This is a genomic window from Dechloromonas sp. ARDL1 (assembly GCF_051122455.1).
Taxonomy (GTDB): Bacteria; Pseudomonadota; Gammaproteobacteria; order Burkholderiales; family Rhodocyclaceae; genus Azonexus.
This window is the reverse complement of the sequence record NZ_CP168939.1, coordinates 1469830-1494162: the sequence shown is the minus strand read 5'-3', so window position 1 is coordinate 1494162 and position 24333 is coordinate 1469830. Positions and strand designations below refer to the sequence as shown.

The window sequence follows — 24333 nt, the reverse complement described above, 5'->3', positions numbered from 1 at the left end:
TCATGAAACTCACCCCATTGCTTATTGCTGGCTCTCTCTTCTTTCACATCTCGACCTGTGCCCAGGCCAACCCGGCAACAGCCAGGCAGAGCGAGGATCAGGGCAAGGTGGTCGCCAGCGGCAGCGTGCCCGACGAGGCGTCGCGTGCGGCGATCCTCGCCCGGCTGCGCGAGCTCTATGGCACGCAAAACGTCGTAGACCGATTGGAGGTGGGTGGCGTGGTCCCGCCTCCGAATTGGTCGGAGAACATGACCAAGATACTGACGCCCAATCTGAAACAGGTGCATAAGGGGCAACTGCAGGTGAGCGGTACGCAGGTCGCGCTCAAGGGCAACGTAGCCAATGAAGCCTTGCGGCAACAGGTGGTCAGTGAGATTGCCACCTCGCTCAACCCGACCTATTCCATCGATAACGGGCTGATCGTTGCGGCTGGCGAAGCGCAGGGCGTCCTCGACAAAACGCTCTCGAACCGCGTTGTCGAGTTCGAGAGCGGTGCGGCAACGTTGACGCCGGCAGGGCGAGCCATTCTGGATGAAATGGGGGGGGCAATCAAACAGATCGGGACCCCAAAGATTCAACTGATCGGCCACACCGACAGCCAGGGCAATCGTCAGGCCAATGTCGCGCTCAGCTTGGCTCGCGCCAATACCGTGCGCAATTATCTGATCGACAAGGGAATACCGGCCGAGACGTTGAGCGCATCCGGCGCCGGGCCCGATCAGCCCGTTGCCTCCAATGATACGGTTGAAGGCCGGGCGAAAAACCGTCGAATCGAGTTCCGCCTGGCCGGACGTTGATGCTATCCGGCAGGGCAGCAGCCACTGCCGAACAGCATCAATTCATGTCATTGCGCCCGGGTTCGACGCCAAGCAATTCTTCCATCCGCAATAGCGCGCTGTCGTCCTTGACGACGGTGCGCAGCCATTCATGCAATGGCATCGTGCCCCATTTGGCAGCTTTTTCGGCCAGATAGGCCACAGGACTGTGCGGTTCCGTACGCCGGAAAAAAGCCGCGATCTCCTGCAGTTGGCTAATTGCCTGGGCACGCGAGCGGATCGGGCCGGTGTCAGCTGCGAGCGGTTCGCCGATGGTCGGTTCGCGCCGTTCGATCTGGGGGCTACCCGTGACGACTTGGGCTCCTGCTATTGGCGCCGGTGTCGCAGGGGAGCTGCTGCCCGCATGGCGTTGGTAGAAGTGGGCGAGGTCGTCGAGAACTTCGAAGCTTTGTCCGAAAGCGGGTGCATATTCACCCATCCGTTCATCGAGCAGGGCCTGGAGATGCTTGACGGCTTCGCGCGCCCGTTCGGTGTTGCGCAAGCTATCGGCGAACCACGTCTTGGGTGTTTCCTTGACCGCCGCCTCGAACTGTTCGAGCGATACGTGGGCGCTACGGGCGATTTCCTCGGCCTGGCCCGGGTTGCGTTCCATCTGCTTGGCCGTGGCCCGTGCGGAATCGTTGTCCAATAGCGAGAAATTGCCCTTTGCCGAGTCGGTCAAGGGCGTTTCGCGCAAAAGGCGTGGGGTTTGATTGGCAAGCCAGTCCAGCACTCCGGTTCGCTGTTCAATATCGCCATCTTCCGGTTGTGGGTGAATGTCGTTCCAGAACGCCTCGCAAAGCTGGGCAAGCAGCGCATAGCCGTCGGCCAGGCCGCTCAATCCGGCAATCTTGCTGCGCGCCTCGATTAGCCAGCAAGCAACGCGCAGATCCTTGGACTTGTTGATCAGGACGTTTTCGCAAACCCGGGCAACACCGTGCCAGTCGGCCTCCTTGACATCGGTAACCCATTCTCCCTGCGAGAGCGAAGGGTCATCGAAGCGACGTGCTTCCTGGATCTGATCGAATTCGGCCGAATAGATGAGGTCTTCCCCGCAAGGGCCATGCTTTGATGCCAAGGGAGATGTAATAGGCAAATGATCCATGTTTCGAGGCAGTATTTGAAATTGGCATAGTTTAATAGCATATTGTGCCAAATGTCCCGGTGTGCTTAGCGATCTGTCGAATGAGGGGCTGAAATCATCCAAGAAATTCATGGACGGCATGTTTGTTGGGGCAGGCTCCAGGGTTTGAATGGGGCTTTTAGCCAATCATCGGATCATCCGGAATGAATAAATTTTCTTTCAGTGATCCGTGATCGTCACGTAAAATTGCATGCTATTTGAATTGTTGGCGGCAGTTTTCCAGCCGGTACAACTAAACCCTACAGTCCGACACCATGGATATCCCCTTCCTCTCCACGACCCGTCTCTACGAACTTCACTGGCGTGACGGTTCCGGCCCCGACATGCCGGTTGAAGCCTGGTGGGGCAGGGAGGCGCTATCGGCGGGTTTTGAGTTTTGCATTGATCTGCTCTCCACCGATGCCCACCTCGAACTCAAGCGCCTGCTCGGCCGTTCCGTCACGCTCGACACCCGCCTCTCCGACGGCGGCCGGGCCGGGCGCAGCGGCCTTGTCCGCGCCGCGCAGAAACTCGGTAGCGATGGCGGTTTCGCCCGCTACCGCCTCACCGTCGTCCCCTGGATCTGGTTGCTCGGCCGAGGTCGGCACAATCGGGTATTCCAGAACAAGACCGTCGTCCAGATCGTCGAAGCCGTCTTTGCCGACTACGCCGATATCGCCGCCTGGCAATGGACCGACGAAGTCAGCGACTTCCTCACCGACACCCGCCCCCGCAGCTACTGCGTGCAATACAACGAAAGCGACTACGCCTTCATCGCCCGGCTACTCGCCGAAGAAGGCCTCGGCTGGTGCGTTGACGAAGACAAGGAGGCCCCCTCTCGCAATCCGCCAATGGCGGACAAGGTCTTCGCTACCACCGTGCCGACTCCCAGGAAGAGCAGGACACCATCGTCGCCTTCGGCCAACAACGGCGGCTGACCAGCAACCACATCACGGCGATCAGCTACGACTACAAAGCCAAGAAAAGCGTCACCCTCGGCATCCCCGGCAATCAAGCGGCTGGCGGCAAAAACGCCTCCTCCCTCGAAAGCTATGACGACCCCGGCCTCTACGCCTGGGCCACCGCCAGCGAAGCCGAACGCTACGGCCGGCTCACCATGGAATCCCGCGAAGCCCGGCAAAGCGGCTGGCTGGCCCGCAGCACCGTACGCAGCCTGCGCCCCGGCACCTACTTCGACCTCATCGGCCTGCCGCTCAATCCTGCCAATCCGAAGGCCGAACACCAATACCTTGCCGCCGACATCACCCATGTCGGCATCAACAACCTCAGCGGCGAAGCCATTGCCGCCATCGCCCAGCGCCTGGAGCAAGGCCATCTGAACACCGACAGCGAAGGACTCGCCACGGGAGACAGCCTCACCCCCATTAGCGCCCCCGGCGAACTCCCGGCCGAACTATTGAAACTCGCCATCGAGCGTGGCTACGGCAACACCTTCGACGCCCACGATCACACCCAGCCGTGGCGCCCGCAACTCGAAGACCGCACGGGTGCCCGCATCAACCCGCGCCCCACCGCCCCCGGCCCGATGAGCGCCCGCGTCGTCGGCCCCGACGGCCAGACCACCCCCAGCGGCCCCGACGAACTCTGGTGCGACGCGCTGGGCCGCGTCAAGATCCGCTTCCACTGGCAACAAGCCGAAGTACCGGAAGACCGAGACAGCTGCTGGGTCCGCGTCATCAACCGGCAAGCCGGACCGGGGATGGGCTGGCAATGGCTGCCGCGCATCGGGCAAGAAGTCCTTGTCGACTTCATGGGCGGCGACATCGACCGCCCCGTCATCCTCGGCGCCCTCTACAACGGGCAAGGCGAGGGCGGCATCACCGCCACGCCGGGCGGCCAAGGACAACAAGCCGCGAGCGACCCCCTGTTCACGCCCGCAGCAGACCACCGCCCCAGCGGCCAAGGCAACACCGCCGGCGGCCATAGCCCCGCCTGGCACGGCGCCGCCGAAACCAGCCACCACCACCCCGCCGCCCTCAGCGGCTTCAAGAGCAAAGAATTCGGCGGCGCGGGCTACACCCAACTCGCCCTCGACGACACCGACCAGCAACAACGACTCCAGCTCAAGACCACCCAACACGCCAGCGAACTCAACCTCGGCCACCTCATCCACCAAGCCGACAACTACCGCGGCAGCTTCCGCGGCACCGGCATCGAACTGCGCACCGACGCCTGGGGCGCGCTACGCGCCGGACAAGGCCTCGTCATCAGCACCTGGCCCATCACCCCCGCCCAACCTGCCGGCGACATGGCCCCCGCCATGGCACTCCTCAAACAAGCCGGCGAACTCGCCCAAACCCTCAACCAAGCCACCGCCACCCACCACACCGTCCAACTCGCCGCCCACCTTGGCACCCAAGGCAACAACCAATCCCGGGCCGACAACCAGGCAGCCCCCCTCAAAGCACTCCACACCATCGCCAGCGGCATGGTCGACGCCAAGGACCAAAACGCAGCCAAGACAGACGCCCACAACAAGAACACCCAAACCGCCGACAAACGCCCGCAGCTCACCGACCCCGCCATCCTCCAGGCCGGCAAAGCCGGCATCGCCACCGTTGCCGGGCAGAACCTGCAATTCGCCAACGGCGAAACCCTCGTCCTCGAAAGCGGAGAAGACACCAACCTCGCCATCGCCGGCAAAGCCAGAATCCACGCCGGCCAAGCCATCGGCCTCTTGGCCGGCGCCATCCAGGCAGGCGAGGGCAACACCGGCATCAAGCTCATTGCCGCCAAGGACGACATCGACCTGCAGGCGCAGAGCGACGAGATGAAGGTCCTCGCCAAGAAAGACGTCAAACTCATCTCCGCCACCCAGCACATCGACTTCGCGGCGGCGAAGAAGATACACCTCGCCGTCGAAGGCGGGGCGAGCATCACCATTGATGGCGGGATCACCGTGCAGTGCCCGGGGACGATCAAGGTGCATGCCTCCAAGAAGTCGTTCAGTGGGCCGACGAGCTTGAGCCGGGAGATGAATACGTGGCCGAAAACCAGGACCGATGAGGAGTTGGTCCTGAAATGGCCGATTGACGACAAACCTGTAGCAAACCGCAAATATGAAATCGTAAGAGCCGATGGCTCAATGATCCGAGGCATGACGGACGCCAATGGAAAAACTGGATTGCAGAAAAGCGATTTTGTAGAGCAAATCAAATTGCGTCTATTGCCGGAGGAATGATAGTGGGCGACGTAAAAAACTCACCGGAACAAAGAGCCATTGGCGTCCAGTATGACAACAAGGGTAATCCCTATTGGCAATCCAACACAAGTCCGCCCGACGATTCGGTGGGTGTGTGTTACATGGTTCCTGATCGCGTCATCCCCGTTATTTTTGTGCCGGGTGTGATGGGGAGTAATTTGATTGGGAGCGGTAAAGGCAATCAAGGGCAAAAATGGTTGCTCGACTCTGAAAAAACCATGTTGGTCTGGCTGGGACGAGGCCCGGAGTCCCGGAAGCGTATCCTGAACCCAAGCGAAATGAAGGTCTATGGCGATGGAAAAACCGGACTGGGTAGCTCCTTGCCGGCAGAAGAGATCAAACGCCGCTACTGGGGTGAGATAGGCCATATGAGCTATGGTGAAGCGCTCGTATGGCTCGAGAATGCCTTGAACGACTTCGATAATCATGGAGGCGGAGTCCGAAAAACCTTGATGGCTATGGATCTTCACGCGGAAAAAGGCGAAAAGCCGCCTACGCTCGATGAGGTGGCATTGAGCTATCGCTATCGCTTTCCGGTGCACGCTTGTGGTTATAACTGGCTGGCAAGCAATCGTGAAAGTGCCAAACGGCTTGGCCAACGCATTGACGACATCATCGGACGCTACCGAAAGGAAAAAAAGAAGGTCGAGAAGGTCATTGTCGTCACGCACAGCATGGGCGGGCTGGTGGCTAGATGTTGCTCAGAGGTTCTTGGGTATCGCGAAAAAATACTGGGCGTAGTGCATGGCGTCATGCCAGCCATTGGCGCTGCCGCAGTCTATCGACGTTTCAAAGCTGGGACAGAAAACCCTGGCGGCGGTGTCAAGCAATGGGCTGCCGGTAAAGCAGCGTCCGAGATACTGGGTGGGGATGGTGCAGAAATGACTGCTGTGTTGTCCAGTGCACCGGGGCCATTGCAACTCCTGCCTACTGCCGAATATGGCAACGGATGGCTTCAGATCGAGGATGGCAACAAAAAACACGCACTACCGACGGGAGGGGATCCCTACGAAGAAATTTATACCGTACGCGGAAAATGGTGGAGCATGTGCGAGGACCATCTGATGAATCCGTTGAACAAGGAATACGATCCGGTCAAGCGCAAGATGCAGATGGATCGCGATTGGATAGCTTTCAATGATTTGATCAACAAAGTAGTGCTTCCATTCCATACCGATATAGCTGGTAAATATCACCCCTCGACGCACGCCTTCTACGGTAGTGGCGAGGGCAGAAACTCCTTCGGAAACGTGATCTGGAAAGGCGACGGCGGTAGTTGGTTGCGTGGCAAGCGTGAAGCCGATGTCTTGGGAGCGCGTCCGCTTGATCACGGTCAAATTGACGAAGAACGAACCGTGGCAGCGCCCCTGTCGGGCGAAGGCTGGTTGAAAGGTGAGCATCAAACCTACACCCTGGCTGGTCCCGACGAACAAGGCGACGGTACGGTACCGCGTCGCTCGGGCATCGCTCCTCGCCAGCGCTGTCATTCGTTTTTGCGGGTCGAGGTTGGACACGAGCCGGCTTACAAGCCAAGCGAAGGCGCAGACAATCTGCGTGCCTGCCAATTTACGGTACGCGCCATCGTCCAGATAGCGCAAGCCATCCAGAACACTTCACTGCGCTACGAATGATGCGCGCCTATATCCTTGCGGCGATGGCCGCTCTGCTGATGACCGCATGCTCCCCCTCATTCAAGGTACCCGAGATGACACCGGAAGAAACATCACGCCTCGAAGCGCTGACCCAACGCATGACAACCCGCTGCGTAGGACGTTATTTGATCGATTTGCCGGAGGACTTCGTACTCAACCCGGCAAACCCCGTTACCGTGGAAGGGATTCCCATCAAGGTGACACCGATGACAGAGCAGGACCCGGCTGTTTGGACAGATTTTCGACGGTGATAAGTGGAGCCCTGCGGGTGTAGCGTTATCCACGGTGACGGTTGCCGAAGGTCCGTTCAGACCGTAGGCGGCCGGCGCGGTGGGTAACGCGGGTTTCATGCGGCGAGGGGTTCCTGCGGCAAGCCGGCGAAGTAAATCATGTCCGGTGTCTTGCCGGCAAATGCCTGATGAGGCCGCCGGCTGTTGTAGAACGTGATGAACTGCCCCAGGCTCGCCTTGGCGTGGGATACGGACTCATAGGCTTTGAGATACACCTCGTCGTACTTGATGGTCCGCCAGAGGCGCTCGACGAAGACGTTATCACGCCAGCAACCCTTGCCGTCCATGCTGATACGAATGCCGTTCGCTTTGAGCTGCCCGGTGAATTCGCTGCTGGTGAACTGGCTGCCCTGGTCGGTGTTGAAGATTTCCGGCGTGCCGTAACGCGTTATCGCTTCCTGCAATGCCTCGAGGCAGAAGTCGGTGGTCAGCGTGTTCGATAAACGCCAGGCCAGAACCCGGCGACTGTACCAATCAACGATGGCGACCAGATAGACGAAGCCTCGGCGCATCGGGATGTAGGTGATGTCGGTCGCCCACACGTGATTGGGCCGCTCGATGCTCAGGTTGCGCAGCAGGTAGGGATAAATCGGGTGGGCCGCATGCCGACGACTGGTGTTCGGCTTGCGATACAAGGCTTCGATGCCCATCTGCCGCATCAGCCGGCGGATCCGCTTGCGGCCGACGGGCTGCCCCTCATTTCTGAGCAGGTCGCGCAGCATCCGGCTTCCGGCGAATGGGAACTCCAGATGCAATTCGTCCATCCGGCGCATCAGCGCCAATTCCTCGGTTGAGGTCGGTTTCGGCGTGTAGTAGGCCGTCGACCGTGCCAACGCCAGAATCTGGCATTGCCGGACCACTGGCAGGTCGTGATTGCGGTCAATCATCTTCTTGCGCTCAGCATGCCCGCCTTGGTGAGCGCCTTTTCTAAAAAATCGTTCTCCAACGTCAGCTGACCAATCTTGGCCTGCATGGTCTGGATGTCCGGTCCTATTTCCTTCGCCGGCTTCTCGCCAAACACAACCGACGAACGTTCCAGCAGTTGCATCTTCCAGTCCGTAATCTGGTTCGGATGCACATCGAATTGCTGCGCCAGTTCAGCCAGCGTCTTGTCGCCCTTCAAGGCAGCGATCGCCACCTTGGCCTTGAATTCCGGCGAGTGATTCCGCCGCTTCCTTCTCGTCATGCTCTTGCTCCTCATTCAAGCCGCTACGCGGCCGTGGGTGAAGCAAGGCTATCACTTATCCTACTGTCCGATTTTCCGGGGCCGGCTCTGACACGCGGCCTGTTTGAATACCAATTACAGGAACGAGAAAGAGAATTGCGTAGCGAACATATGGATGGAAAACCTGACAGGCCACTCCTAAAGAGCATGGAGCCTGTTACAGATGGTTTTGTTGGGCGAGTGTTCAACCGTGTGGAATCGGGCGGAACAGCCGAATTTGGGCGGGTGCTGGAATTGCTTGGCTGGAAAAACGGCTATCGGATCGACATGGAAATCAAGGCAACGGATGGCAGGGATTTACGACCAAACCCGCAAAATGCAGGAACAGTTTGGGAGAGTATTGAAAAGAGAGTCATAGAGGAATACAAAAACAGAAATGACACTCCCCAAAAGCTTGCTCTTCTGCAATCGCTCTACGAACGTGTTCATGGCAGAGCGGAAAACACGATCCCCACTGATAAGGGTTTGTGTATTGCCAACGGTTTCATCAGCGGTCCGGCAATTGAGGAGGAGGGGTTAAGCATGGCTTTCGATCTGAAAGGGTCACCAGATGTTTACTTCATGCTTCAGGAACATGGCGATCTGCACGAAGAGAAATCCTTGCTTGAACGAAGTGGTCAGGTTGAAAAGGAAATGAAGGAATCGGGTACGCAAACCATCCGCAAGGGGAAAAAAGATATTTCGGGGCACCCCTTCGAAGAGTGGTTGTGGCATGGCCCCACGCCTGATCGTGTACAGGGAACGATGTTTGCTCTCCATGGCAATGAGGTTGCAAAAGGAGCAGACAAGCCATTTGTGATATTTGAACTGTTCAATGGCTTCCGCGTATTGCAGTCGTCGGACTTGTCCGACGAGCAGAAAGAACGGCTTGGTTTGTACAAAGATCTGGAAAAGGCAACGCTTAGCCCAGCTGCGGCGCTAGCCTTGTGGGACAAGATTATTCCGACGTTACGTCGCCGTCCAGGTGCCTTTTAGGCTTGTCGTTTCACCCCGCGGGCCTTCTGGGAGTTTGACTGCCTCGCCATGGAAGCCCGGCAAAGCGGCTGGCTGGCCCGCAGCACCGTACGCAGCCTGCGCCCCGGCACCTACTTCGACCTCATCGGCCTGCCGCTCAATCCTGCCAATCCGAAGGCCGAACACCAATACCTTGCCGCCGACATCACCCATGTCGGCATCAACAACCTCAGCGGCGAAGCCATTGCCGCCATCGCCCAGCGCCTGGAGCAAGGCCATCTGAACACCGACAGCGAAGGACTCGCCACGGGAGACAGCCTCACCCCCATTAGCGCCCCCGGCGAACTCCCGGCCGAACTATTGAAACTCGCCATCGAGCGTGGCTACGGCAACACCTTCGACGCCCACGATCACACCCAGCCGTGGCGCCCGCAACTCGAAGACCGCACGGGTGCCCGCATCAACCCGCGCCCCACCGCCCCCGGCCCGATGAGCGCCCGCGTCGTCGGCCCCGACGGCCAGACCACCCCCAGCGGCCCCGACGAACTCTGGTGCGACGCGCTGGGCCGCGTCAAGATCCGCTTCCACTGGCAACAAGCCGAAGTACCGGAAGACCGAGACAGCTGCTGGGTCCGCGTCATCAACCGGCAAGCCGGACCGGGGATGGGCTGGCAATGGCTGCCGCGCATCGGGCAAGAAGTCCTTGTCGACTTCATGGGCGGCGACATCGACCGCCCCGTCATCCTCGGCGCCCTCTACAACGGGCAAGGCGAGGGCGGCATCACCGCCACGCCGGGCGGCCAAGGACAACAAGCCGCGAGCGACCCCCTGTTCACGCCCGCAGCAGACCACCGCCCCAGCGGCCAAGGCAACACCGCCGGCGGCCATAGCCCCGCCTGGCACGGCGCCGCCGAAACCAGCCACCACCACCCCGCCGCCCTCAGCGGCTTCAAGAGCAAAGAATTCGGCGGCGCGGGCTACACCCAACTCGCCCTCGACGACACCGACCAGCAACAACGACTCCAGCTCAAGACCACCCAACACGCCAGCGAACTCAACCTCGGCCACCTCATCCACCAAGCCGACAACTACCGCGGCAGCTTCCGCGGCACCGGCATCGAACTGCGCACCGACGCCTGGGGCGCGCTACGCGCCGGACAAGGCCTCGTCATCAGCACCTGGCCCATCACCCCCGCCCAACCTGCCGGCGACATGGCCCCCGCCATGGCACTCCTCAAACAAGCCGGCGAACTCGCCCAAACCCTCAACCAAGCCACCGCCACCCACCACACCGTCCAACTCGCCGCCCACCTTGGCACCCAAGGCAACAACCAATCCCGGGCCGACAACCAGGCAGCCCCCCTCAAAGCACTCCACACCATCGCCAGCGGCATGGTCGACGCCAAGGACCAAAACGCAGCCAAGACAGACGCCCACAACAAGAACACCCAAACCGCCGACAAACGCCCGCAGCTCACCGACCCCGCCATCCTCCAGGCCGGCAAAGCCGGCATCGCCACCGTTGCCGGGCAGAACCTGCAATTCGCCAACGGCGAAACCCTCGTCCTCGAAAGCGGAGAAGACACCAACCTCGCCATCGCCGGCAAAGCCAGAATCCACGCCGGCCAAGCCATCGGCCTCTTGGCCGGCGCTATCACGCCGGGTGAAGGCAATACCGGCATCAAGCTCATTGCCGCCAAGGACGACATCGACCTGCAGGCACAGAGCGACGAGATGAAGTTCCTCGCCAAGAAAGACGTCAAACTCATCTCCGCCACCCAGCACATCGACTTCGCGGCGGCGAAGAAGATACACCTCGCCGTGGAAGGCGGGGCGAGCATCACCATTGATGGTGGGATCACCGTGCAGTGCCCGGGGACGATCAAGGTGCATGCGAGCAAGAAGTCGTTCAGTGGGCCGACGAGCTTGAGCCGGGAGATGAATACGTGGCCGAAAACCACGTTTGATGACGCCTACCTTATCCGCAATCCGGCAACCGGCGAGCCACTGGCCAACACGGCGGTTGAAATCACCCGGGGAGATGGCTCGAAACTCAAGGTGATGACCGATGCCGCAGGCAAGACGCCGATTCAAAAGAGCGACCTTCTCGAAATCATCAAGATCAGCTTGCTGGATTAAGCAAAATGACTGAAGCCAACCACATCCTCTACGGCAGCGTTGTTGACAAAAATGGCGATCAATACAGCCAGGCGACCCTGACGCCGACTGACGACACCCAAGAAAAAATCGTGCTCGCCAAACCCTACGTCATTCCCATTCTGTTCATTCCGGGGATCATGGGGACAAATCTGCGCCACGCAAAAACCAAAAAGAAAGCTTGGCGCCCTCCCAATGCTGATCTGGCCGGTGCAGCGGACCTGATTGCCCAGCTTTTCAGCTACGCATTCAAGAGTACGGAAAAGCGGGCCGCCGATCTCACCACCCCTGCCGTCGAAATCGACCCCAGCGGTCCCGTGGATACCGGCGATAGCGGTTTGCCGGAAAAGGTTCTCGTCGCCCGTGGCTGGGGTGCCTTGATGCGCTCCAGCTATCATCCCTTCATGGGGAAACTGCAGCATCAACTGAATCAGCTTTCGGTCTATGACTTCAACCGTTGCGAGGCCGATTTGCAGGAATGGGCGAAAGAACAAGGGCAGGAGGCTCCTGCCGACTGGGGAGCGGCGGGCGGAGCGCCGTTGACCAAGGAAGAAATCCTGCATGCCGCCAATTACCAGTTCGACATCTGGGCTGGCGGCTACAACTGGCTGCAAAGCAACCGCGACTCCGGCGCCGCGATCAAGGAAGCCATCGAAAACGTCATCCTGCCGTATTACAACGAAGGTAAGAAAGTGACGGTCAAAGAAGCTCCGGATGGAGAAGGCAAGAACGAATGCAGCATCCAGCGTAAAAAGCCGAGCCGACCCCTTGCGGAAAAAGTGATCGTGGTCACGCATTCCATGGGAGGGCTGGTCAGCCGCTCGCTGACCGAGATTCACCAGTGCAACAAGGTGATGGGTGTTTCCCACGGTGTCCAGCCGGCGACGGGCGCCCCCGCCACCTACAAACGCATGCGCTCCGGCTTCGAGGGGGTGGAACAACTCTTCCTGGGGCGGAACGCCGCCGACGTGGTGGCAATTCTGTCGCAGGCGCCGGGGGGGCTGGAATTGCTCCCGACCGCCGATTACAACGACGGCAAGCCGTGGCTGAAAGTACGCGACAAGACCGACAAGGACAAGGTCATTCTTGCCCTGCCGGAAAACGGCGATCCCTACGAGGAAATCTACAACTCGCCGGCATGGTACGGCATGGTGCCGGAGGCCAATCTGGGCTTGATGACGCCGCGAGAGAAAGATTCTGGTGATAAGAAAGCTGAGGGAGAAAAATCACCACGCAGGACCTTAACAAGGACCATCAACAATGTACGCAAATTCCACGAAGCCATCGAGAAGAAATACAAGACTCCGACCTACGCCCACTACGGCGCGCAAGGGAAGCGCGACAAGGACAAGGGGCGCGGCGGCGTGCTGGGGAGTGGTCTGATGGCGAGCAAGAATCTCTTTACCTGGGGCGAGGTGGCCTGGGAAGGCGAAGGGGTTTCCAAGCTGACGCCCGGGCAGATTCTGATTGCCGACGATGACGGCAACGGTGAACTCAAGACCACCAGCGGCATCAAGCTCAGCATCGGCGAACCGGACTGCCCCGGCGACGGGACGGTGCCACTGCCCTCCGGCGAAGCGCCGGGCAAGGCTGGTATCGCCCTGAGCTTTGCGCACGGCCAAGGCAATCCGGGCAAGTGCAACGAGCATTTCAGTTACGACCACCAGGGGAGTTATGGCGACAAACATGGGCGTTCGCTGTATGCCTCGATGTATGCCATCATCAAGATTGCCCAACAGGCGCAATGGCACAAGAAATGAGCAAAGGAACGAGCATGAAAACAGGCTGGAAGACCCACGCCATCGGGCGGCATCTGGTAGATGTGCCGGGGGATGTGAAGCTGTTGGAAGATTGGAAAATTGCGGGTGATCCTTTGGAACCGCTGCCAATCAAGAGCGACACGCATTTCAAGCTGGTTGTCGAGCAGCGCGAGGCAGAGCTAAAAGCGACACCGCACAAGAAGCATCCTTCCCTGTTTATCGAGAAGGCAATGCATGCTCAGGGGGCGGTAACTCTGATTTCATGGGATGAACCGCATTCAGAGATTTTTTATCGCTCTGATAGCTACTTTCGAGCGGGTAAAAAAGCGATGAAATACTCAGGAGAGATTGATCCTGAACGTAAGAAAATTGCCCTTGATCGCCGTGAACGCTACGCTCAAGAATGGCGCGAACTCCGCCCCGGAGAAATTCCTGAAGGCATTGGTTTTGTGGCCGGTGACATGATCCTTGCGGACAACCGGTTCAATCGAGAAAGCTGGTCGCTGGTCATCCAGTTGGCAGGCAAGCCGGATGTCTCGCTCGAAATCTCGTCATTTGCGGTAGGCAAGGTCGATCCGGAACAAACACTGCGCAAACGGGCTGGTGGTATCGTGGCTGGCATGCTTGGTCTGGGACTTGGGCTGGTCCGCCTGCGCAACCGCGAGCGTCCTGTCGGGCCGATCTGGGCGGAGGAAATCCTCGTCGCGGGCACGCAGAACGGCAAACGTGGTTACGGTTTCAAGTGGGAAGCGCCGGGCAAAGCCGACTCGCTCGCCGAGCCACAACTGAACATCGAACTCGAAGTGGGCGAAAGCGCTTATAAGACCAACGCCCAATCCTTCGTCAACGACGAAGAGGCTCTCGCTTTGTGGGATGCCATCGTCGATTCCATTCGCCTGCGACCGGGAGCGGCATGATGGCAAACCGGCAAAGGCGACGGCTGCTTATCGGCGCGCTGCTCACTGCGCCCCTCGGCCTGATTCCACTACTCACGAAGCAGAATCAGATACCGACTCTGACTGTGCACGACGCCATTCGTTACCTGAACCACAAGGTCTTCAGAGTGGCGCATGAACAGCATATTGACGGACCTGCCAGAATCAAAACTTGAAAATCGGGCCGAGTCCTCTATTGGCGACAGGGCGGCATTCTTGAGGACTGGCCGGCTCGCCATGGAATCCCGCGAAGCCCGGCAAAGCGGCTGGCTGACCCGGAGCACCGTACGCAGCCTGCGCCCCGGCACCTACTTCGACCTCATCGGCCTGCCGCACGATCCGGCCAATCCGAAGGCCGAACACCAATACCTTGCCGCCGACATCACCCATGTCGGCATCAACAACCTCAGCGGCGAAGCCATTGCCGCCATCGCCCAGCACCTGGGGCAAGGCCATCTGACCCCCGACGACACAGGACTCGCCACCGGTGCCCCCCTTTACCTCTATCGGTACTCCCGGCGAACTCTTGAAATTCCTGAAATTGGCTGTGGACAGCGGCTATGGCAACCGCTTCGACGATCACGCTTCGCAAAGGCAAGCGCCAGATAGCCGGCTGGGCGAGGAATTGCTGGATTCCGGCAAGCGGGATGGCAAGGTCCAGCGTTATTTCGTCGCCGATAAACCTCTATTCGGTTATCCGGCTCTTTCATCCGCTATTCGAATAGATTCAGCAGCGAATCCAGGCCACCGTAGTTGATTGCGACATCCGCCTTGGCGCGGGTTGCCGGCTTGGCGCGGAAGGCGACGGAGAGGCCGGCCTGGGCCATCATCATCAGGTCGTTGGCGCCGTCGCCGCAGGCGATGACCTGTTCCTTGCGCAGCCCGAGTTCGTCGGTCAGGCGGGCGATGTGGCGGGCCTTGGCGGCGGCGTCGACGATGTCGCCGACGACCTTGCCGGTCAGCTTGCCGCCGGCGATTTCGAGTTCGTTGGAGGTGGCGAAGTCAAAGCCGAGTTCGATGCGCAGGCGCTCGGTGAAGTAGGTGAAACCGCCAGAGAGGATGGCGGTGCGCAGGCCGGCATTCTGGCAGGCTTCGAGCAGCTCGCGGGCGCCTTGGGAGAGGAGCAGGCGTTCGCCGTAAACACGGGCCAGGACGCGGGCGTCGAGGCCGGTGAGCAGGGCCAGGCGGCGGCGCAGACTTTCGCGGTAGTCGATTTCGCCGCGCATGGCGGCTTCGGTTACTTCCGAAACCTCGGCTTTCTTGCCGGCGAAGTCGGCGAGTTCGTCGATGCATTCGATGGTGATCAGCGTCGAGTCCATGTCGAAGCAGATCAGGCCGAAATCGGAGAGCTTCTTGCCCGGTTGCGCGAAGGCCCAGTCGAGCTTTTCGGCTTCGATCAGCGGGATCAGCGCATCGAATTCGGCGCTTCGGCTGGCGCCTTTCAGGCAGACCACTTGCGGCGGGCGCGGTTCGACGGCGGAGGCGCCGGTGGCGGATACGATACGTTCGAGCAGGAAGGTGGGCAGGGCGCCGCCCTGGATAATCAGGTTCATTCGGATATCAGAAGTCGGATCGTTGCTGCATGGTTGCCTTGCGCTCGACGGTATAGGTCCACCAGGGCCGGGCTACGTCGCCGCCCATGAAGCGGGTGATCGAGATGAAGGTGTCGAGCACACAGGGATCTTGCCGCTGCCCGGTAGCGATGCACAACTCGCCGTACAGCGCGTAGGGGTCGCGCCCCTTTAACTGGGCGGGTGCGTTGATGCCGAGCAGGTGCAAGTCTTTCGCCATGGCCCGGCCGATATTCGGCAAGTCGGTCAGGGTCTTGACGCGCTCGCGGACGACCTTGGCCGGGTTCATGGATGCGTCGGTGTTAGGCCAGGCGTTCCGGCAGCACGTCGCGCAGCAGCACGGCGGCATCGCGGATCATCTTTTCGGTGGTTTCCCAGCCGACACAGCCGTCGGTGACCGAGCAGCCGTACTTGAGCTGGCTGAGGTCGGCCGGAATGGGCTGGTTGCCGGCTTCGATGTTCGACTCGATCATCACGCCGACCAGCGACTTGTTGCCCAAGCGGATCTGGTTGACCACGTCGGCCATGACCAGCGGCTGCAGTTCGGGCTTCTTGGAACTGTTGGCGTGCGAGCAATCGACAACGATGTTGGCCGGCAGCTTGGCCTTGACCAGGGCCTGTTCGGCGATGGAGACCGAAACGGTGTCGTAGTTGGGGCGGCCGTCGCCGCCGCGCAGTACGACGTGACCGTAGGCGTTGCCCTTGGTGCGGACGATGGCAACCTTGCCGGTACCGTTGATGCCGAGGAAGGAGTGCGGCCGCGACGACGACAGGATGGCGTTGACGGCCACGCTGAGATCGCCGTTGGTGGCGTTTTTGAAACCGACCGGGGTGGACAGGCCGGAGGACATTTCGCGGTGGGTCTGCGATTCGGTGGTGCGGGCGCCGATGGCGGTCCAGGTGATCAGGTCGCCGTAGTATTGCGGCGAAATCGGGTCGAGGGCCTCGGTGCCGGTGGGCAGGCCGAGTTCGTTGATCTGGAGCAGGAATTCGCGGGCCTTCTGCATGCCGACATCGACGCGGAAGCTGTCGTCCATGAACGGGTCGTTGATGTAGCCCTTCCAGCCGACGGTTGTGCGCGGCTTTTCGAAATAGACGCGCATGATGATCTGCAATACGTCGCCGACTTCATCGGACAGCGCCTTGAGCCGCCGGGCATAGTCGAGGCCGGCGACCGGATCGTGGATGGAGCAGGGGCCGACGACCACGAAAACGCGCGGGTCCTTGCGGTCGAGAATCTTGCGCAGGAGGTTGCGGCCATGGGTGACCGTCTGGGCAGCCTTGTCGGAAATCGGCAGCTTGGCGTGGATTTCCTCCGGGGTCGGCATGGCGTCGAAGGCGCCTACGTTCAGGTTCTCGGTATTCTTGGTCATTTGGTCAGCTCGCGAATCATGTCCTTCACCGCCAATACCTTGTCGTTCAAGGTTGGGCAGTGACGTAAAAGGGAAATTTTATCCTGTCCGGCTAATTTATAGTTTCGGTTGTTCTGGATCAAATGAATAATCTTGATCGGCTCGATTGGCGGGTTTTTCGCGAACTCCGGGCCGAACTGCAGCGTGATCTGGTCGGCGGCGGCGTCCAGCTTCTGGATAAACAGCGGCTTGGCCATCAGGCGCAGGCGATGCGTGGCGAGCAGCGACTGGCCTTGCAGCGGCAATTCGCCGAAGCGGTCGATCAGCTCTTCCTGCATGGCGTCGATTTCTTCCGACGTTTCGCAGTTGGCCAGGCGTTTGTAGAGCGTCAGGCGCTCATGCACGTCCGGGCAGTAGGCGTCGGGCAACAGTGCCGGGGTACGCAGGTTGATCTCGGTGCTGATGCCGAGCGGCTGCGTCAGGTCGATGTTGGCCAGGTTCTTGCCCTGCTTGAGGTGGGCGACAGCGCGGTTCAGCATGTCGGCGAAGACGTTGAAGCCGACTTCCTGCATGTCGCCGGCCTGGTTTTCGCCGAGCACTTCGCCGGCGCCACGGATTTCCAGATCGTGCATGGCCAGGAAGAAGCCGGAGCCGAGCTCTTCCGACATCTGGATCGCTTCCAGGCGCTGCTTGGCCTGCTTGGTCATCGCCTTTTCGTCTTGCACCAGCAGGTAGGCATAGGCCTGGTGGTGCGAACGGCCAACGCGGCCGCGCAGTTGGTGCAGCTGGGCGAGGCCGAACTTCTCGGCGCGGTTGATCAGGATGGTGTTGGCGTGCGGGTTGTCGATGCCGGTCTCGATGATGGTTGTGCACAGCAGCAGGTTGGCGCGCTGGCTGGTGAAGTCGCGCATCACGCGCTCCAGCTCGCGCTCGTTCATCTGGCCGTGGCCGATGACAATGCGCGCTTCCGGCACCAGCTTTTCCAGCTTTTCGCGCATGTTCTCGATGGTGTCGACCTCGTTGTGCAGGAAATACACCTGGCCGCCGCGCTTCAGTTCGCGCAGTACCGCCTCGCGGATGATGCCGTCGGAAAACTTCGAGACGAAGGTCTTGATCGCCAAGCGCTTCTGCGGCGCGGTGGCGATCACCGAGAAGTCGCGCAGACCCTCCATCGACATCGCCAGCGTGCGCGGGATCGGCGTTGCCGTCAGCGTCAGCACGTCCACCTCGGCGCGCATGGCCTTCAGCGTTTCCTTCTGGCGCACGCCGAAACGGTGTTCCTCGTCGATGATGACGAGGCCCAGGCGGTCGAACTTGACCTCCTTGCCGATCAGCTTGTGCGTGCCGATGATGATGTCGATCTTGCCTTCGGCCAGCTCCTTCAGGGCTTGCGCCGATTCCTTAGCGGTCTTGAAGCGGGAAATCTCAGCCACCTTCACCGGCCAGTCGGCGAAGCGGTCGACGAAGGTCTGGTAATGCTGCTCGCAGAGCAGCGTGGTCGGGCAGAGCACGGCTACCTGCTTGCCGCCGGCCACGGCGCAGAAGGCGGCGCGCAGCGCGACCTCAGTCTTGCCGAAGCCGACATCGCCGCAGACCAGGCGGTCCATCGGCTTGCCCGACTTCATGTCTTCGATCACGGCGGCAATGGCCTGCGCCTGGTCGGCCGTTTCCTCGAAGCCGAAGCCGTCGGCGAAAGCCTCGTAATCGTTCGCCTCGAAAGCGAAGGCGTGGCCCTGGCGGGCGGCACGGGCGGCGTAGAGCGCTAGCAGTTCGGCAGCAGTGTCACGTGCCTGTTCGGCGGCCTTGCGCTTGGCTTTCTCCCATTGGCCGGAACCGAGGGTGTGCAGCGGCGCGGCATCCGGCTCAGCGCCGGAATAGCGCGAAATTACATGCAGCTGGGCTACCGGCACGAAGAGCTTGGCCTCGTTGGCGTAGTGCAGTTCGAGGAATTCCTGCTCGCCGGTGCCGAGGTCCATGCGCACCAGGCCCTGATAGCGGCCGATGCCGTGGCTTTCATGCACCACCGGGTCGCCGACCTTGAGCTCGGTCAGGTCCTTCAGCCAGTTGTCGAAGTTCGCCTTGCGCGCGGCCTCGCGCCGGGTGCGGCGCGGTGCGCCGGCGTACAGCTCGGTTTCGGTAATGAACGCGAATTGTTGTCCACTCGCCGGCAGCGCAAAGCCGGTGTGCAGCGGGGCCACACCCAGGGCCAGCGGCGCAGCACTGGCGATAAAGCCGGCGAAATCGGCGCTGGCCTCGGGCTTGACGCCGTGTTCGCCCAGCATGGCGGCCAGGGTTTCGCGGCGGCCGGCCGATTCGGCCAGCAGCAGCACGCGGCCCTTGAAGTCGGCCAGGTGGTTTTTCAGCTTGTGCAGCGGGTCTTCGGCACGACGGTCGACGGCGATGTCAGGCAGGGCGGTCGTCGCGGCATCAGTCTTGTTTTCCAGCACCAGCCGGCCGTAGTCCTTGGCGGCGGTGAAGAAGGCTTCGTCGGAGAGGAAGAGTTCTTCCGGCGGCAGCAGCGGGCGCGCCTTGTCACCTTGCAGCAGCGTGTAACGCGAGCGGGTTTCCTTCCAGAAGGCGGCAATAGCCCCCGGTGCGTCGCCATGGGTGACGAAGACGGCATCCTTCGGCAGGTAATCGAAAACGGTGGCCGTTTCCTCGAAGAAGAGCGGAATGTAGTACTCGATGCCGGCGCTGGCGATGCCTTGCGACACATCCTTATAGACACCGGACTTGGCCGGGTCGCCTTCGAAGGCTTCGCGGAACTTCTGGCGGAAGCGCGTGCGCCCCTTGTCGTCCATCGGAAATTCGCGCGCCGGCAGCAGGCGCACTTCCGGCACCGGGTAGATGGTGCGCTGGGTATCGACATCGAAGGTCTTGATGCTCTCGATCTCGTCGTCGAACAGGTCGAGCCGGTAAGGCACGGCCGAACCCATCGGGAAGAGGTCGATCAGGCCGCCGCGAATCGAATATTCGCCGGGCGAAACGACCTGCGTGACGTTGGCGTAGCCGGCCAGCGTGACCTGGCTGCGGAATTTCTCGGCATCGATGCGCTCGCCCTTCTTGAAGGCGAAGGTGTAGGCCGCCATGAACTCCGGCGGGGCCAGTCGGTAGACGGCGGTAGAGGCCGGCACCAGCAGGATGTCCAGCTCGCCCTGCATGGCCGCCCACAGCGTCGCCAGACGCTCGGAAACCAAGTCCTGGTGCGGCGAGAAGGTGTCGTAGGGCAGGGTTTCCCAGTCCGGCAACAGACGTACGCGCAGGTTCGCGCCGAACCAGGGGATTTCCTCGAGCAGGCGCTGGGCGTCGGCCGCATTGGCGGTAACGACGGCGAGCAGCTTGCCGCTGTGGCGAGCGGCGATTTCAGCGAGCGCCAGGGCGTCGGAAGAGCCCGCCAGTGACGGCAGGTCGATGCGGGCGCCGGGCTTGGGCAGGGCGGAAAAGGGGAGCAGGGGGGACGATGCGGACACTGCGAGGCGGATGGCGTTGCGGGGCTGGGATTATAGCCGCTTCGACCATGCCGGCCCGAGGGTGTTCCGGACTGGCCGTATCGGCCAGCATCGCGCGCAGCTCTCCGCCGGGAGTGCGCGCGAAGGGGGCGCTCAGCGGGCCGGAGTGCTCCAGACCTCCTTGCAGGTGGCGATCTCCTCGTCGCTCATCACCGGTTTGATCTGGCAACGCGCCTCCCAGGCCGCCTGGCGCTGCTGGCGTTCGAGCATGGCGAGTTCGCGGTTCTTCAGTGTTGCCGCGGCATCCTTACGCTTTTGCTCTTCCTCGGCGCGGAGGGCGGCCTGTTCGAGCAGTTGGCGCCGCTTTTCCTCGTCGGAGGCGATTTGCGCATTGCGGGCAGCAGCGTTTTCGGCATCCGCCTTGGCGCGGGCGGCTGCGCGTTCCTGGCGAATGCGTCGCTGGTTGGCGTCGTCTTCGGCACCAACCGGGGTGCCAGTAGCGCCATTGGCCGATGCGCTGCCCGATGGACTGTCGTCTGAGCGGTTGCGGGAGATCGAACTCCTGACCGCACCGCCGACATGGCTTTCGGCAGCGTGGCTATCATTGCCGTGAGGGTGTGACCCTGATGACGCGTGGGAGTGCGAAGAATGGGATCGCCCCTTGGCATCGGCGTCAAACGGAAGTGTGAGTGCAACGGTAACGATGGCCGGCAAAAGCCCCAGTTTTTTCATGTGGTTCCCCTTGTGTCGTGCTTTTTTGAGTTGGCGCATTTTATGCGAGAGCGGGAGACCGGTTGCGGGCATATTTCACATCTGGATATGGCTCGAAAGACTGGCCTGTGTGGCAAATTCGCTGTTCGACGGTTTGTGCAGGTGGAATAATGTTCCTCAAAATATTCATCAAGTACCTTGCTATAGGGAGGAATCATGTCCGCATTGCAGAGCAAGCTGTCGACTTCGCCGGAGGGCGAGTCGTTTTCCCTGCCAGAGCCGTCCGATTACACCGCCGAGTACGCGCGCGTCCAGGCGCTCGCTGAAGCTGCGCGGGCGGCCGGCCAGGAGGTCGTCGTCGTTATGGGCGTAGGCTTCGTCGGTGCCGTGATGGCGGCCATCGTGGCCGACTGCGAGGGGGCAGACGGCAAGCCGAGCAAGTTCGTGATCGGCTGCCAGCGTCCGTCGACGCGCTCATACTGGAAAATTCCGCTGCTCAATCGCGGCGTTTCGCCAGTCAAGGCCGAGGATCCGCAGGTCGATGTCCTGATTGGCCGTTGCGTGCGCGACAAAAAGACGCTGACGGCGACCTACAACAGCCAGGTGCTCGATCTTGCCGACTGCGTGGTGATCGATGTGCAGTGCGACTTCCTGAAGCAAGAGCTGGGCAACATGAAAACCGGCGAATGCGACATGGCTGCGCTGGAGGCGACCTTGAAAACGGTCGGCCAGCATATCCGGCCGGATTGCCTGGTGCTGATCGAGACGACCGTGGCGCCGGGAACGACGGAATTCGTTGCCTGGCCCATCCTGAAGAAGGCCTTTGCCAACCGTGGCATCGCGTCGGTTCCGTTGATGGCGCACTCGTACGAGCGGGTGATGCCGGGCCGGGACTACGTGGCGAGCATTCGCGATTTCTGGCGTGTCTGTGCGGGGTGCGACACGGCAGCCAGGACTCGGGTGGAGAAGTTCCTGCACGAGGTGCTCAATACCGAGAAGTTCCCGCTGACCGTGATGGATCGGCCGATCGAGTCGGAAACCGCCAAGATCGTCGAGAACAGCTACCGGGCGACCATCCTGGCCTACCTTCACGAGTGGTCCTTGTTCGCCGAGCGCAACGGGGTCGATCTGATCAAGGTGGTCGATGCGATCAAGATGCGACCGACGCACAGCAACATGATCTTCCCCGGCCCCGGTGTCGGCGGTTACTGCCTGCCGAAGGATGGCGGGCTGGGCTATTGGGCGTACAAGCATATCCTTGGTTTCGAGGACGGCGACAAGGTGTTCCGCATTACGCCGACGGCGGTCGATATCAACGACACGCGCGCGCTGCATGTCGCCGAACTGACTCGCGATGCATTGCGCAACATGGACCGCTACATTGCCGCCTCGCAGGTGCTGATCGCCGGCGCATCGTATCGCCAGGATGTCGGCGATACCCGTTACAGCGGTTCCGAACTGGTTGTCCGCAAGCTCACCGAAATGGGCGCCGAGATGCGGGCCCATGACCCTTATGTCGATCAATGGTGGGAATTTGCGGAGCAGGATGCTTACCCATCCTCAGGGTTGTCGTGGAAGCGCTTCTTCCGCAACCAGGACGAACTCTCGTCACTTACCGTCGAGCGCGACCTGGCGCAGGCGCTGAAGGGTGTCGATGCGCTGATACTGGCCGTGCCGCACGATGCCTACCGCCAGCTGACGCCCGAGCAGGTGGTGGCGTGGGCTGGCAAGCCGATTGCCGTGGTCGACTGTTTCGGCATGCTCGACGACGCGACGATTGCCCGTTACTTCGAGCTGGGCTGCGAGGTGAAGGGCCTGGGGCGCGGCCATATCCAGCGGATCAAGCAGGCTTGCCGCAGAGGCTGAGGGCCGGTCAAACGCAAAGATAAAGCCCCCGGAGACGGGGGCTTGTTGTCTGGCGGCAAGAAAAGCCGTTTCTGGCGACTACAGAATGCCCAGCACGTTTTCCGGCGGTCGGCCAATGGCGGCTTTCTCGCCATTGATCACGATGGGCCGCTCGATCAGGCGGGGATGGGCTGCCATCGCGGCAATCAGGGCATCCTGGTCCAGCGCCGGGTCGTCGAGGCCCAGTTCCGCGTATTCGGCCTCGTTCTTGCGCATCAGTTTGCGGGCGTCGTCAAACCCCAGGCGGGCGAGCAGGGTTTTCAGTTCCGCTGGCGAAGGGATTTGCTCAAGATAGGCGACCACGGTCGGCGCAATGCCTTTTTCCTGTAGCAACGACAAGGTCGCGCGGCTTTTCGAGCAGCGCGGATTGTGAAAGATGGTGACGGTCATGGATGGCCTCACATGCCGAGCGAATTGAGCAGGTCGTCGTGATCGTTGGAAGCGGGAACCGTCGTGGCCGCTTGCGGCTGGCCGTTGACCTGGGCGAGCAGTTCATCCGGATCGGGCGCCTCGCCGGCTTCGAAATCGTTCATCTTGATGAACTCGGTGCGGTCCATCGCCAGTTCGAGATAGAAAATATTGTTGCTGCCGGTATAGAAGGTCACGCGCCGCGATTCTGGTTTGTCCAGGTTGGTGTCGACGCTGAGCATGACCTGTTTGTTCAGGGCGAGCATCTTGGGCTGATTCTGGGTGATGTGCGTTTGCAGTTCGCGGGCGACCTTGCCGGTAAAGTCGCCGACGATCTGGTTCATCAGTTCTCCCATGACATTGCCGACTTCGTCCGAGGTGTGGGTGGTTGCCAGGCCTTCCTTGGCCATTCCCATATGCAGCATGTAGCTCGAGTACAACTCCATGGCCGCCGCCGCTGAAAAATTGATGACCACCAGGCCGGAAAAGCCGCCGTCGAAGAGCACGAAGCATCCGATGTCCGGCTTCAGGCAAGTCTTGGTAATGCGCTGAACCATGCCGGAGTAATGAATCTGGCTTTGCGTGGCGATCGAAAGAACCTTGGTGACCGAATTGCACAGGCTTCTGAGGATATCTTCGGTGCCGTAGACGATGGCGGTGTCGGGTGAGTTCATGGTTACGGATCAAGCCGGTAATTGGATAAATGGCATATATAGCACAGTTATCAGTCGTGATCGCGCGCGCTCATCGGAAAACTTCGGCGATCGCGGCCTGATTGGCATGCCATTGGACTTCAATGCCCG

The 24333-nt window shown here is 60.8% G+C and carries 20 protein-coding genes; 11 read left to right on the top strand and 9 right to left on the bottom strand.

The features are described 5' to 3' along the window. The first annotated feature begins 2 nt into the window (after nt 1-2). On the top strand, nt 3-797 hold the full coding sequence (locus AB6Q56_RS07330) for an OmpA family protein (RefSeq protein ID WP_434516419.1): 795 nt from the start codon (nt 3-5) through the stop codon (nt 795-797). A gap of 37 nt (nt 798-834) precedes the next feature. On the opposite strand, the gene tssA is transcribed toward AB6Q56_RS07330, so the two are convergent. Beyond that, on the bottom strand, nt 835-2085 hold the full coding sequence (gene tssA / locus AB6Q56_RS07325; RefSeq protein ID WP_434516418.1) for a type VI secretion system protein TssA: 1251 nt from the start codon (nt 2083-2085) through the stop codon (nt 835-837). A gap of 128 nt (nt 2086-2213) precedes the next feature. Here tssA and AB6Q56_RS07320 point away from each other — a divergent pair, with 128 nt between their 5' ends. The 4 genes from AB6Q56_RS07320 to AB6Q56_RS07305 are packed head-to-tail and all read left to right on the top strand — an operon-like array spanning nt 2214 to nt 7064. After that, a complete protein-coding gene (locus AB6Q56_RS07320; RefSeq protein WP_434516417.1) occupies nt 2214-2876 on the top strand; it encodes a type VI secretion system Vgr family protein in 663 nt (220 codons plus the stop codon). After that, complete coding sequence (locus AB6Q56_RS07315; protein WP_434517141.1) at nt 2846-5140, top strand: DUF2345 domain-containing protein; 2295 nt, start codon at nt 2846-2848, stop codon at nt 5138-5140. The genes AB6Q56_RS07320 and AB6Q56_RS07315 overlap by 31 nt, the downstream gene beginning before the upstream one ends. A gap of 2 nt (nt 5141-5142) precedes the next feature. Further along, the gene (locus AB6Q56_RS07310) at nt 5143-6792 is read left to right on the top strand and encodes a hypothetical protein (protein ID WP_434516416.1); all 1650 of its coding nucleotides are present in this window, start codon (nt 5143-5145) and stop codon (nt 6790-6792) included. Beyond that, nucleotides 6789-7064, top strand: coding sequence for a hypothetical protein (locus AB6Q56_RS07305; protein WP_434516415.1), 276 nt, complete (start codon nt 6789-6791; stop codon nt 7062-7064). Before AB6Q56_RS07310 ends, AB6Q56_RS07305 begins: the two co-directional genes overlap by 4 nt. A gap of 95 nt (nt 7065-7159) precedes the next feature. Here the strand turns inward: AB6Q56_RS07305 and AB6Q56_RS07300 are convergent. Further along, nucleotides 7160-8289 (bottom strand): IS3 family transposase gene (locus tag AB6Q56_RS07300; RefSeq protein WP_434513533.1). Its coding sequence is split into 2 segments (ribosomal slippage): nt 7160-8040 and nt 8040-8289, totalling 1131 coding nucleotides; the frame shifts between segments, so codons are not numbered across the junction. Here AB6Q56_RS07300 and AB6Q56_RS07295 point away from each other — a divergent pair. The 5 genes from AB6Q56_RS07295 to AB6Q56_RS07275 all read left to right on the top strand — a co-directional run bounded on the left by AB6Q56_RS07295 (nt 8263) and on the right by AB6Q56_RS07275 (nt 14743). Continuing rightward, on the top strand, nt 8263-9303 hold the full coding sequence (locus tag AB6Q56_RS07295) for a T6SS immunity protein Tli4 family protein (RefSeq protein WP_434516414.1): 1041 nt from the start codon (nt 8263-8265) through the stop codon (nt 9301-9303). The two genes, AB6Q56_RS07300 and AB6Q56_RS07295, sit on opposite strands and share 27 nt — an antisense overlap. Nucleotides 9304-9351: 48 nt before the next feature. Beyond that, nucleotides 9352-11421 (top strand): DUF2345 domain-containing protein, encoded by a 2070-nt coding sequence (locus AB6Q56_RS07290; protein WP_434516413.1) that lies wholly within the window; start codon nt 9352-9354, stop codon nt 11419-11421. A 5-nt stretch (nt 11422-11426) separates the two neighbouring features. Beyond that, the gene (locus tag AB6Q56_RS07285) at nt 11427-13199 is read left to right on the top strand and encodes a hypothetical protein (protein ID WP_434516412.1); all 1773 of its coding nucleotides are present in this window, start codon (nt 11427-11429) and stop codon (nt 13197-13199) included. Further along, nucleotides 13184-14116, top strand: coding sequence for a T6SS immunity protein Tli4 family protein (locus AB6Q56_RS07280; protein ID WP_434516411.1), 933 nt, complete (start codon nt 13184-13186; stop codon nt 14114-14116). Before AB6Q56_RS07285 ends, AB6Q56_RS07280 begins: the two co-directional genes overlap by 16 nt. A 255-nt stretch (nt 14117-14371) precedes the next feature. After that, nucleotides 14372-14743, top strand: a complete 372-nt coding sequence (locus tag AB6Q56_RS07275) for a hypothetical protein (protein WP_434516410.1) — start codon at nt 14372-14374, stop codon at nt 14741-14743. Between the two features lie 104 nt (nt 14744-14847). On the opposite strand, the gene serB is transcribed toward AB6Q56_RS07275, so the two are convergent. The 5 genes from serB to AB6Q56_RS07250 form a co-directional block, all read right to left on the bottom strand. Then, a complete protein-coding gene (serB, locus tag AB6Q56_RS07270) occupies nt 14848-15687 on the bottom strand; it encodes a phosphoserine phosphatase SerB (RefSeq protein ID WP_434516409.1) in 840 nt (279 codons plus the stop codon). 7 nt (nt 15688-15694) lie between these two features. Further along, complete coding sequence (locus AB6Q56_RS07265) at nt 15695-15994, bottom strand: helix-hairpin-helix domain-containing protein (protein WP_434516408.1); 300 nt, start codon at nt 15992-15994, stop codon at nt 15695-15697. A gap of 13 nt (nt 15995-16007) precedes the next feature. Next, the gene (locus tag AB6Q56_RS07260; protein ID WP_434516407.1) at nt 16008-17078 is read right to left on the bottom strand and encodes a 3-deoxy-7-phosphoheptulonate synthase; all 1071 of its coding nucleotides are present in this window, start codon (nt 17076-17078) and stop codon (nt 16008-16010) included. Further along, on the bottom strand, nt 17075-20527 hold the full coding sequence (mfd, locus tag AB6Q56_RS07255) for a transcription-repair coupling factor (RefSeq protein WP_434516406.1): 3453 nt from the start codon (nt 20525-20527) through the stop codon (nt 17075-17077). Before mfd ends, AB6Q56_RS07260 begins: the two co-directional genes overlap by 4 nt. 132 nt (nt 20528-20659) lie before the next feature. After that, a complete protein-coding gene (locus AB6Q56_RS07250) occupies nt 20660-21238 on the bottom strand; it encodes a hypothetical protein (protein WP_434516405.1) in 579 nt (192 codons plus the stop codon). Between the two features lie 195 nt (nt 21239-21433). On the opposite strand from AB6Q56_RS07250, the gene AB6Q56_RS07245 reads away from it, so the two are divergent. Next, nucleotides 21434-23083, top strand: a complete 1650-nt coding sequence (locus AB6Q56_RS07245; RefSeq protein ID WP_434516404.1) for a nucleotide sugar dehydrogenase — start codon at nt 21434-21436, stop codon at nt 23081-23083. 78 nt (nt 23084-23161) lie between these two features. Here AB6Q56_RS07245 and arsC read toward each other — a convergent pair whose 3' ends face one another. Both arsC and AB6Q56_RS07235 read right to left on the bottom strand, forming a co-directional pair. Next, entirely contained in the window at nt 23162-23512 is a 351-nt protein-coding gene (arsC, locus tag AB6Q56_RS07240) for an arsenate reductase (glutaredoxin) (RefSeq protein WP_434516403.1), read from the bottom strand. An 8-nt stretch (nt 23513-23520) separates the two neighbouring features. Further along, nucleotides 23521-24204 carry a DUF3334 family protein gene (locus AB6Q56_RS07235; RefSeq protein ID WP_434516402.1) on the bottom strand — a complete coding sequence of 228 codons (684 nt, stop codon included), beginning with the start codon at nt 24202-24204 and terminating at the stop codon, nt 23521-23523. Nucleotides 24205-24333 lie beyond the last annotated feature (129 nt).